8 protein-coding genes and 1 pseudogene are annotated in these 10,893 nt (G+C 40.6%); 5 read left to right on the top strand and 4 right to left on the bottom strand.

Annotated features, from left to right (window positions below; genetic code table 11):
• Positions 1 to 209 precede the first annotated feature (209 nt).
• From OCH80_RS09740 to OCH80_RS09725, 4 genes are read left to right on the top strand one after another with little or no spacing between them, the layout of a single operon-like run.
• Positions 210 to 3,230 carry an HsdR family type I site-specific deoxyribonuclease gene (locus tag OCH80_RS09740; RefSeq protein WP_404540508.1) on the top strand — a complete coding sequence of 1,007 codons (3,021 nt, stop codon included), beginning with the start codon at positions 210 to 212 and terminating at the stop codon, positions 3,228 to 3,230.
• Positions 3,231 to 3,243: 13 nt separating this feature from the next.
• Entirely contained in the window at positions 3,244 to 4,842 is a 1,599-nt protein-coding gene (locus OCH80_RS09735; RefSeq protein ID WP_404540505.1) for a type I restriction-modification system subunit M, read from the top strand.
• Positions 4,842 to 6,044: a restriction endonuclease subunit S gene (locus tag OCH80_RS09730; protein ID WP_404540502.1), complete on the top strand. Its 1,203-nt coding sequence runs from the start codon at positions 4,842 to 4,844 to the stop codon at positions 6,042 to 6,044. The genes OCH80_RS09735 and OCH80_RS09730 overlap by 1 nt, the downstream gene beginning before the upstream one ends.
• A gap of 41 nt (positions 6,045 to 6,085) precedes the next feature.
• Positions 6,086 to 7,003: a tyrosine-type recombinase/integrase gene (locus tag OCH80_RS09725; protein ID WP_404540499.1), complete on the top strand. Its 918-nt coding sequence runs from the start codon at positions 6,086 to 6,088 to the stop codon at positions 7,001 to 7,003.
• 38 nt (positions 7,004 to 7,041) lie between these two features.
• Here OCH80_RS09725 and OCH80_RS09720 read toward each other — a convergent pair whose 3' ends face one another.
• Positions 7,042 to 7,941: a restriction endonuclease subunit S gene (locus OCH80_RS09720; RefSeq protein ID WP_404540496.1), complete on the bottom strand. Its 900-nt coding sequence runs from the start codon at positions 7,939 to 7,941 to the stop codon at positions 7,042 to 7,044.
• 397 nt (positions 7,942 to 8,338) lie between these two features.
• Here OCH80_RS09720 and OCH80_RS09715 point away from each other — a divergent pair, with 397 nt between their 5' ends.
• Positions 8,339 to 8,428, top strand: coding sequence for a putative holin-like toxin (locus OCH80_RS09715; protein ID WP_154549506.1), 90 nt, complete (start codon positions 8,339 to 8,341; stop codon positions 8,426 to 8,428).
• Between the two features lie 139 nt (positions 8,429 to 8,567).
• Here OCH80_RS09715 and OCH80_RS09710 read toward each other — a convergent pair whose 3' ends face one another.
• From OCH80_RS09710 to OCH80_RS09700, 3 genes and pseudogenes are all read right to left on the bottom strand, one after another.
• On the bottom strand, positions 8,568 to 9,695 hold the full coding sequence (locus OCH80_RS09710; RefSeq protein WP_404540494.1) for a restriction endonuclease subunit S: 1,128 nt from the start codon (positions 9,693 to 9,695) through the stop codon (positions 8,568 to 8,570).
• Positions 9,696 to 9,764: 69 nt separating this feature from the next.
• Positions 9,765 to 10,067, bottom strand: a complete 303-nt coding sequence (locus OCH80_RS09705) for a hypothetical protein (protein ID WP_404540492.1) — start codon at positions 10,065 to 10,067, stop codon at positions 9,765 to 9,767.
• Positions 10,068 to 10,069: 2 nt separating this feature from the next.
• Positions 10,070 to 10,336 (bottom strand): annotated as a pseudogene (locus OCH80_RS09700) (carbamoyl phosphate synthase large subunit); the annotation flags it as partial.
• Positions 10,337 to 10,893: the final 557 nt, after the last annotated feature.

Below are 10,893 nucleotides of genomic sequence, written 5' to 3'. Positions count from 1 at the left end.
ATTTTGATTTACTTTAAGGAACTGTTCATCCTTACACATAAGATTATACGGTCTCTCAGCCTTTTTTCAGCCCAATTTGTTTCGAAAATATACAATAAAGGTTGATCAAAAGGAAATGCTTTCACTTCAGTAGAGAAAAAGCTAAACTAGTAATTATAATGCAACACAATCATCATTAAGTGAGTTGCTGTTTAGGGGAGAGGAAAGTTATGACTTTAGAATCACAACTGGAAGATAGCCTCATTGTCCAGTTGACACAGGGTGTTCATCAGTGGAAGTTCCGTGATGATTTACGGACTGTAGATCAGCTATGGGACAACTTTTTCTGTATCTTGGAATCAAACAACAAGGATCAGTTAAACGACCACCCACTGACTCCTAACGAAAAAATGACTGTAAGAACGGCAATTGTTAAACCGACTTTCTATCGGGCAACAGAATTTATGGTTGGCGCCAACCGACAGGTTCGCTATCACTTGAGGAGAGAAGATTCTTCGCTTCCAGACGCTGACTTGTTGATTTTAGACAATACTAATATCGCTGGAGGGAACTCTGTATATGAGGTTGTTCACCAGGTTCAGCTTCAAAAAAAGACCGCGCTTGATCAAGACCGCCGATTTGACGTGAGTCTCTTGATCAATGGTCTGCCGGTAATACACATTGAGCTCAAAGCACCAGGGGTGCCTTACAAGAAGGCCTTTAATCAAATTCAAAAGTATATCGATGAAGGGCAATTTACTGACATTTACAGCTTCGTTGAAATGTTTGTAGTAACTAATGGTAAGCAAACAAGATATATATCCGCTGGGCAAAACTTGAATGCTAAGTTTTTGACTGCCTGGGTTGATGAGAACAATAAGCGGGTAGATGACTATCTGAGCTTCGCAGAAGAGGTTTTGTCAATTCCCGCTGCTCACCATATGATCGCTGACTACGTGGTGTTGGACAGCGAAAACAAGAGCGTCATCTTGCTTCGTCCTTACCAGATACATGCGATTCAAGCAATTTTTAAAGCCTCAAGAGAGAGCAGATCTGGCTATATTTGGCATACGACTGGATCAGGCAAGACATTGACTTCGTATAAGGTTGCCCGCAACTTGTTGCAAATTCCGTCAATTGATAAGTCTATCTTCTTGATTGACCGTAAAGATCTGGACACACAGACCACGACAGCATTTAAGATTTACGCAAACAACGACACCATTAGCGTAAACGAAACAAATAATAGTTATGACCTAGCTGACCAGTTGACTGATGGTGACCGAACTGTAGTAGTTACTACCCGCCAGAAGATGCAAAACATGTTTAAGCGGATTGATGAATTGGATCAGTTGCCTAAACGGTATGAGAATTTAAAGAATATGCGGCTAGCCTTCATCGTCGATGAATGTCACAGAACGATTACGCCTAGCCAAAAGCGGGAGATTGATAAATTCTTTAACCGCAAGCCGCTGTGGTATGGCTTTACTGGCACTCCGATTTTTAACGAGAATGCCCGGGCTAAGAATGGGCAAGATGCGCGGACGACTGAAGAATTATATGGACCGGTTCTGCACAAGTATACGATCGGGGATGCAATCAGAGACAAGATGGTCTTAGGCTTCTCAATTGACAATCAAGGTGGCAGCAATGAAACAGGTAACGAAGAAGACACCAAGAAAATGGACCAGATTTATCGGTCCAAGGCCCATATGCATTCAGTTGCGACAGCAGTAATTAAGGCGGCATACCGCAAGCAGGGACTTATTTCTGGCAAGAAATACTCAGCTATTTTGACGACTTCGTCAATTGAGCAAGCCCAGAAGTACTACCATATCTTCAAAAAAATCATCGATGAGGAAGACGAGGAATTCAAGATTCCGGAGCGAATCAAGAAAGTGGCACCAGACTTCCCAAAGATTGCTATTACTTACTCAGTTAGTGAAAACGAAGACGATTCAGAATCAGTGCAAAATGAGATGAAGCAATCGCTTGCTGACTACAACGCTGTTTATGGCACAAACTTCTCAATGTCTGAGCTGGATCAGTACAACCAAAACGTCAATGCCCGGCTGGCCCGCAAGAAAGCTCAATATCAGGCTGACAGCCAACGTTTAGACTTAGTTATAGTCGTTAACCGTTTATTGACTGGCTTTGACTCACCAAGTTTGTCGACTTTGTACATTGACCGGCCGCCAATGAGCCCGCAGGATATGATTCAGGCTTTTTCAAGAACAAACCGGATTTTTGACAAGGATAAGACTTGGGGGCAAATTGTAACCTACCAATATCCGAAGACCTTTAGTCAAAAAATTGATGAAGCAATCGTCTTGTATTCTAATGGAGGTGAAAAGTACGCGGTCGCCCCAAGCTGGGAAGAATCAAAGGAAAATTACGTATCAGCCCGTTCAAAAATTGACATGTATAGCTTCGATGCAGACGGACCTTCAATTTATGATGCTCCCAAGCAAGATAAGAAGAAATTTGTTAAGGCTTTCCAAGAATTTGACAAGGCTTTAGCTGCAATCAAGACCTATGATGAGCTTGATACTGAAGAAGGTTTGATGCAATTAGGTGTTAGCGATATAACACCGGACGATTGGGAAGCCATGCGGGGAGTTTATGAGGATATTCTGGACGATCTGCGGAAAGAGCCTGATGATGATCCCGATCAGAATGACGACATCGATGATGAATACGAACTTGAATCTTTCGGACAGAAGGAAATCGATGAGCGCTATATCATGAATTTGATCCAGGCGTTCTTGCCAGAAAGTTCTGACAATCAAGAAAAAGCTAGTGGCAATGAAATCTCGCCAGAAACTGTCAAGGAAATCAATGGTTACATTGATGAACTGGCGAAGACAAACGAACTTTTGGCAGAAATCATGCGTAAGCTTTGGCAACAGATTTTGCAGAATCCAGCTGAATACGCTGGTAAGCAAGTCGATGAATTGCTGGAGTCCCTGATTGACCAAGAATTACAATCAATCATGCGTGAGTTTGCTGATAAGTACAAGGTTGATTACGACCAATTCCGCTACGTGATGGCAAACTACGATCCTAATCTGAAGGGAAACAAGCAAAAGGGGATGAACGACCTTTTGGACAAGGAACGTTTTGTCGACTACTTGAATGACAATCCGGATTCAGATTTAAATAAGCCGTACCGCTGGAAGAGTGAAGTGCGGGAGCAGGCCAAGCAATACTATGTTGACAAGATTGGCCCATTAATTAACAGAGAAGCATAGAAGGAAGAAGAATATGGCAGAAGGAAATTCAACAGTTAGCTTGCAAAGTGGTTTATACGCAGCAGCCGGTATATTGCGTTCAAAGATGGATGCTAATGAATACAAGAAGTATATTTTAGGAATTGTTTTCTACAAATATCTTTCCGACCAGCAGCTGTACAAACTTGCTGAAGACGCAGGTAAAGACGATGTCACTTTAGACGTAGCTCAAAAGACTTATGAAGAAAACCTGGAAGAAGGAGATCTTTTAGAAGAAGTTAAAAATGAGCTCGGCTATATGATCGGGCCGGAATATACTTATGCCAAGATCTTAGCAAACGCTAATAATGGTAGCTTCCAACTTAATCAATTGAAGGACGCTTTTACCCAGTTAGAAAGTCAAGGTAGCAGCTTTGAAGGTTTGTTCGAAGACTTCGATCTTTATTCAAGGCAACTGGGCCAAAATCTACAGAAGCAAACTGATACTATTGTTGGAGTAATCAAGGCAATTGGTAAGTTAGAATTAGTAAATACGCCGGGTGACTCATTGGGAGATGCTTATGAATTCTTGATCAGTCAATTTGCTTCTGAATCTGGGAAGAAGGCTGGTGAATTCTATACTCCTCAAGAGGTATCAGAACTTTTGGCTCGGTTAACCTTGGTTGGTAAGGATTACTCAAATGGGATGACAGTTTACGACCCAGCGATGGGGTCAGGCTCATTGCTGCTGAACTTTAAAAAGTACGTACCAAACTCATCGAGAATCACCTACTATGGACAGGAAATCAATACGTCAACTTTCAATTTAGCTAGAATGAACATGATTTTGCACCGTGTGGACCTGGCAAACCAAAAGTTGAGAAACGGTGATACATTAGACGAAGACTGGCCAGCTGAAGAAATTACTAACTTTGATTCAGTTGTTATGAATCCACCTTACTCACAAAAGTGGAAGGCGGACAAAGGCTTTTTAGATGACCCTCGTTTCTCAAAGTATGGTGTTTTACCTCCAAAGTCTAAGGCGGACTATGCTTTCTTGCTTCATGGTTTCTATCACTTAAAGCACAGCGGGGCAATGGCTATCGTTTTGCCACACGGGATTCTTTTCCGTGGTGCAGCTGAAGGAAAGATTCGGCAAAAGTTGCTTGAAGAGGGTGCAATCGATGCTGTAATTGGTCTACCAGCAAACTTATTCCACTCAACTAGCATCCCGACCACTATTGTCGTTCTTAAGAAGGATAAACAGGATCGGAGCGTGCTGTTTATTGACGCATCTAAGGAGTTCGAGAAAGTTAAGACTCAGAACAAGCTGCGGCAAGAAGACATTGATAAGATCTTGAAGACCTATGAAGAACGGCCAGCAGATGTCGAGAAGTATGCTCACTTGGCAAGTTTTGACGAAATCAAAGAAAATGACTTCAACTTGAACATTCCTCGTTACGTTGATACTTTTGAGCCAGAACCAGAAATTGATCTGCGGGACGTGGCTAAGGAGCTGCGGGATATTGATCAACAGATCAATGAAAACGAGAAGGAATTGGTAGGGATACTTAAGGAATTGACTTCAAGTGACGATGATATCATGGCAGGATTGCAGAGCATCATCGAAGATTTTGAGGAGGAAATCCGCTAATGAAAGATGAAAAAAAGGCCCCTAAACTGCGGTTTAAAGGCTTTACTGACGATTGGGAGCAGTGTAAGTTAAAAAACAAAGCGGAAATCGTACGTGGAGCGAGTCCAAGACCTATTTCTAATCCCAAATGGTTCGATGATAATTCGAATGTTGGATGGCTAAGAATATCCGATGTTACTGAGCAAAAAGGACGCATTCATCACTTATCGCAACACATTTCAAAAGCTGGTCAATCTAAAACGCGTGTTATCACAGAACCACATTTATTGTTAAGTATTGCAGCTACTGTGGGAAGTCCAGTGATCAATTACGTTAACACAGGGGTTCACGATGGATTCTTAATATTTCTCAACCCAACATTTAATAAGGAATTTATGTTTCAATGGCTTCTTATGTTCAAACCGTATTGGAACAAATATGGTCAGCCGGGAAGTCAGGTTAATTTGAACTCAGATATTGTCGGAAATCAGTCTGTTGCGTTTCCAACTACGTCTGAACAAGAAAGAATTGCTAACTTCTTCTCTGAATTGGATACTGCAATCACTTTACATGAGGAAAAGAAACGCCAACTTGAATGTCTTAAAAGCGCTTTATTGCAGAAGATGTTCGCTGATAAGAGGGGGTATCCGGCTGTTCGGTTTAGAGGCTTTGACGAGAGATGGGAAAGACAAGTGCTAAATGATTTAGCGATATTTAATCCGAAATGTACTTTGCCTGCATCGTTCGAATACGTAGATTTGGGTTCTGTAATTGGAGTTGAAATGATATCGCATAAAAAGATCTCAAAATTGGATGCTCCATCGAGGGCACAACGCCTAGCACAAGTAGGTGATCTCTTCTATCAAACCGTAAGACCATATCAACAAAATAATTATTTGTTTGATAATAAGGATAATACTTACGTTTTTTCAACCGGATATGCTCAATTAAGACCATTGATAGATGGTTATTTCTTACTTTGCCTAGTCCAAACGAAGTTTTTTGTAAAAAAAGTTATGAATGCTTGTACTGGTACAAGTTATCCAGCAATAAATTCGCAGGACTTAGCACAAATTAGAGTTAATATTCCAATTAATTCTAAAGAACAGCGGTTAATCGGTAATCTTTATAAGGTAATTGACAACCTTGTCACGCTTTATCAACGAAAATTAGATGACTTAAACACTATCAAGCAATCTCTATTACAAAAGATGTTCATCTAATCTAAAATCTCCCTAGCAAGATATTTGCTAAGGAGATTTTTATGCGTAAGAAACAAATTTTACTACATGACTATTTTGCTCAATGGATTGAGGTATATAAGGATGGAGCAGTTCGAGAAAGGACTCTAGATAAATACTGGCTATCCCATCGGCACTTACAAGAAATTGCGCCTGATCTAAAATTAGTCGATACAACGAGGCTCGAATATCAGCAGATCTTAAATACTTTTGCTAAAACTCACGAAAAAGCGACAGTAATGGACTTTCATCATCAACTGAAGGCAATGCTATTGGATGCGTATGACGAAGGCTATATTCAGAAAGATCCAACAAGGAAAATCGTGGTTAAGGGAAAGGAACCTTCCGAAAAGAAGGCAAAGTATTTGAATGAATTCGAATTGAAGTTATTACTTCGTCACTTAGATTTGTCAACTTTCCCCAATTTTGATTGGATGATACTTTTAATTGCTAAAACAGGCTTGAGATTTAGCGAAGCTTTAGGTCTCACTAAAGAAGACATAGATTTAGAGCAGCAAACGATCAACGTAGATAAAACTTGGGACTATAAGAGCTATACAGGAAGTTTTAAGCCAACCAAAAATGCATCGTCAGTTAGAAAAGTCCCCATCGACTGGAAGCTTGCTATGCAGCTCAATCAAGTCATCCAAGATCTGCCTAATGGAGAGCCTATTTTTGCCCAAAAGCGTGTTTTTAATTCGACTGTTAACAATTTACTGAAGAAGCACTGTGAGGAGTTAAATATCCCTGTTATTTCTGTACACGGGCTGCGTCACACCCATGCTTCGTTACTTTTGTTTGCCGGTGTTTCTATTGCAAGTGTTGCGAAGCGTTTAGGACATGCTGATATGACAACAACGCAACAAACATACCTACACATTATTCAAGAACTGGAGAACAAGGACAACACCAAAATTATGCAACACTTAGCTGCATTATAAATAAAAGGATAGCGGCTTGGTATCGCTATCCTTTTAAACTATATGAACATATTTTGGAGAAGGGAACATTTTAATCTTTTTAGCAATTCCAATTTGTGCTTATATAAAGTGATGGAGCGATCAAGGCGCAAGAGTAAAATTCCAATTAATTTTTGCTCTTTCGAAGAGGGGACCTTTAATTTTAAGTTTTTAACAATTGTTGCAGATAAATTTCCTTGTCCACCTTGAAGATATTTTTCGGTAATCTTCGTTTTATTATTTTGAAGCAAAGAAGCCAATAGGTACGAATCATATCCTTCAAATGGTTTAATCGCCATTATAGCTTGATTGATAGCCCCATTAATGCGAGCAATGCTTACTTCTCCACTAGTTGCACCATATAAAGCGTATAATATATCCCCCTTGCCAACCATTTTTGCAGCTGAATTACTCAATCCGTCCTCAGTTATTGTCAGTTCAGTAAAGTCTTTAGAAATTTCACCAGACCGTATAAATGGAATTTTCCCATTATAATACTTTCGAGTTCCTGCTTTTGGAGTTCCACCAGAATAGGAGGAGGATATATCCCCCAACTTACACTGCTCCCATTCGTCACTAAACCCTTTAAATCGAACGGACGGATTCCTGCTCTTGTCAGCGAACATCCTTTGCAGTAAAGCGCTTTTAAGACGCTCAAGTTGGCGTTTCTTTTCCTCATGTAAAGTGATGGCGTGATCTAGCTTTTGAAAGGCTAAAGCGAGTTTGTGTTGCTCCGCTAGCGTTGGTACCTTAATTGGCATAGACATGAATGTAGAATCTTTGATCGCAAATCTATCTGCTCTTGCACCAGTATCACCATTCTGATACATAAATCTATGCCAAGTTGTAGATTGGAATAGTGTTTCTAAGAAAGACTCATCAATATTGTGTACCGAAAGAACTAAGTATAACGGCGACATGATGCCGGTCTCATCCAATTTATTTCGATTTATAGGCCCAAACTTTGCTTGATTAGAAATACGCGGATTATATACAAAATAATCCTTTCTAACTATATAGTAGCCTGAAATGTTGCTTAAATTGGCAATATCTTTATCAAAAAAATCGCGTTGTTTAACGATACCATATTCAGCAGAATTAGTTAAAACCGTAGAGTATTTGTTGTCCGTATTCTTTTCATACGATTTTTCCGAAATATTGGATAGCTTACACTGCTCCCATTAAATAATCAGCTTAACTTTGCTAGACTTTGTAGAAGTGAAATCTGATATAATTTAAGAGGCAAGTTTTAAGGGCGGTGACTATCTGAATCCTGGAGGTGGTTCCATGGAGAATTATTGTAAAGGTAAGGTAGTCATGAGCGTATACGAAGCGCTGAGCTTGATGCTCACTTTTGGAATGTTCGTTATTGCTTTGTTGACTTATGTTGACAAGCACGGCAAGTAAAAAAGTCGTCCCTCTTAACTTTGCGCAGTTAGGGACGACTAATTTGTTCTGATACTGTCACCGCCTTTGAAGCGGGCCACTACAGAGAGTCTTGTTGGCGCAAGGCTCTCTTTTCTTTTACTATTATAGCATATTTAACTCAGATAAACATTTTTTGAAGTAAAGATTGTTTCGCATACTTCAGTAGCCTCAATTTTTGGTCATGTAAAGTGATGGTACGATCTAGGGATTCAAAAATCCTACATATTTGTTTCTGCTCACTAAGATTTGGCGTTTTAAGCAATATTTGTTTCAAATCAGCATTGTGTAAATGTACTATCGATTTACCTTGTGCCCGCCTCGCCATGTCAAAGTGTGGCCTACCGTTTGAAATAGTGATTGCTAAAAATGTTGGATCTAAATCAGTATTGGGGTAGATAATGTTCAAATCCCCTCCAAGAAGAATACCAGCAGGTTCAACTACTGAAGCGATTGAAATATCTTCAGCGGTTTCACCAGATCCTGGCACTATTACTTCTCCACCTTTGCTAACTACTGATCCAGCTTTAGGGACTACAAATGTATCAACGTTTCGAATTTTGGTTTCATACTTTGTATAAAGGCGGCCATATAAGATAATTGGAGATCCAGTTTCTATTAAGTCAGACTTTGAATAGCCGGTCCCTTTTGAAAAAGTAGCCACATTCCCCAACTTACACTGTTCCCAAGCATTTTCGAAACCAACAAACCGAACAGCCGGATACCCACTCTTATCTGCGAACATCTTCTGCAATAAAGCGCTTTTAAGGCGCTCAAGTTGGCGTTTCTTTTCCTCATGTAAAGTGATGGTATGGTCAACAACATTTAATAATCTGCCTATCTTCAATTGCTCAGATTTTTTAATTGGAATATTTAAATCTGTGGCAAAAAAGTCTGAAGGTGGTACATTTAAGAGTCCGTGGTTTCTAGCACCCTCGGCAGCACACTTGTAAATTTCTTTGTGCCAGTTATTCGACTCGTAATATTGAGCCATGAAGTCAGAGCTTATTCTGGAATTCGGCTTAAAGGCAATATATAGTGATGAGACAACGCCTTGAGGATATTTTTCTAACCGCTTAATAGTTCCAAAAGGATACCCGTTCGAATAGCTTTTATTGTAGGCAAAATCACCATGATGCAGTAACAGGTATGAGCTCAGATCTTTACTGGCCACTTTTTTATTAAAAAATTCATCTTGCGATATCAAACCATCCTGAGCAGAAATGGTTAAAGGGAGTTCTGATACCATTCTTTTATTCTTTCTGGTAACTCTATCAGCCACATCCCCTAACTTACACTGCTCCCAAGCAAAAAAATGCTACATCGATTCCGCCTGTTCTTGCAAGGTGTGGCAGAAGGAGAGGCCCAGCGGATCGTGTTCATCTTTCCGGCAGACCAGGCCATAGTTGAGCCCGGCTGAATAAACCAAGCGAACGGCTTTAAGCTTACAGCAATTTTCAATTGCGACGAAGCTCGGCATCACGGTAATTCCTAAGCCAGCCTTGACCATCAGCTTGACGATCTCAACATCGTTCACATAGCTGATGTCTAAATCATCCACGTCTTTGCGAATCTTTTCCTGCAGTTTAAGCTGCTCAGGCGGGCACCAGTTGTTGTCCATCAGTCCTTGTCTGACAAGGTTTGAGATGGCGCAACCACGATACTGTCACCGGTGTGGACACCGACCGGGTTCATGTTTTCCATGTTGCAGATGGTGATACAGTTGCCAGCACCATCGCGCATGACTTCGTATTCAACTTTCTTCCATCCGGCGATTGATTGTTCAATCAAACATTCAGTAACTCGGGAGAGGCGGAGGTCGTTAGAGCAGATTTCATGTTCATTGTGGGCGATCCCGCCACCAGTCCCGCCCAAAGTGTAAGCCGGTCGGAAGGAGAAGAGGGTAATTACGTCAAAGCGGCAGGAAAGTATGCCTGCTTTTACCAAGAAATGAAAAACGACGATGTTGCTGGCAACGGGCCGAAGGCACTGGAATTTTTAAGAAGCAAGGCAAAGGTTGTCCCGCCTTTTTATTAAGAAGACTTCAGCAGTTCCGTTTTAGGCCATGACGGATCGGTGATCATCAAGTATTCTGCCAAGCTGGATTTGTAAGAAAAAAAGTAGCATCTCTGCGCGTTTTTTTGCGTGAGGGGATGCTGCTTTTGAATTTGCGGATGTTTTCAATCGCAAAAGGAACGAAAAAGCGATTGAAAGAATAATCTATCGCGTTTGCAATCTCTTTAGCTCAAAAAATCGCCCCAAAACGAGCGCAAATAAGATTGAAAAGATAATCTATCGTTTTTTTCGCTCCAATTGCTATAATTAGGGGGAGGTGAGAAGCATGCGTGAGACCAAGGATCTATTATCCCGCTTGATACTCAAAGGCGAGAACCAGACTTTTGATAGCCTGCAAGCCCAGGACCAAAATTTAACTTTCTCTAGCTTGG

It is taken from the genome of Lactobacillus sp. 23-2, assembly GCF_044902225.1.
In the GTDB taxonomy this organism is placed as follows: Bacteria; Bacillota; Bacilli; order Lactobacillales; family Lactobacillaceae; genus Lactobacillus; species Lactobacillus absianus.
This window is presented reverse-complemented; position numbering and strand designations above follow the sequence as displayed.